Raw genomic sequence first — 464 nt, 5'->3', positions numbered from 1 at the left:
TATGGCAAAAATGAAGGATAAACCTTTCACTTTTAAGCAATCCATTATCCCCCTCTGGCTGCCGGTGGCGCTGGTGTTGGGCTTAATATTGCCGGCTAACTTTTCTACCACGGCTATTTTATTTGCCATGGTATTGCTGGTCGTTTTTATAGGGGGTTATCCATTAAAATATCTGGCCGCTATTCTGGGCGCCGGAATTATCTTTCTGTCCATCTTTATGTTGACAGCAAAAGCTTTCCCCGGTTTGTTCCCCAACCGGGTAGACACCTGGATTAGCAGGGTTGAAAACTTTTCAAATGATGAAGTAACTGAAGCCGATTACCAGATAGAAAAAGCAAAGATCGCCATCGCGAGTGGCGGAGTGACAGGACAGGGAATAGGAAAGAGCGTGCAGCGTAACTTCCTGCCGCAGTCATCTTCAGATTTTATTTATGCGATCATCATTGAAGAAATGGGGCTTATTG

General features: G+C 44.8%; 1 protein-coding gene. It reads left to right on the top strand.

Going from position 1 to position 464, the window contains the following annotated elements:
* A partial coding sequence (locus HC175_RS18325) for an FtsW/RodA/SpoVE family cell cycle protein (RefSeq protein ID WP_168139674.1) occupies nucleotides 1–464 on the top strand: 464 nt, incomplete at both ends.

This window comes from Salinimicrobium oceani, from assembly GCF_012037645.1.
This window is presented reverse-complemented; position numbering and strand designations above follow the sequence as displayed.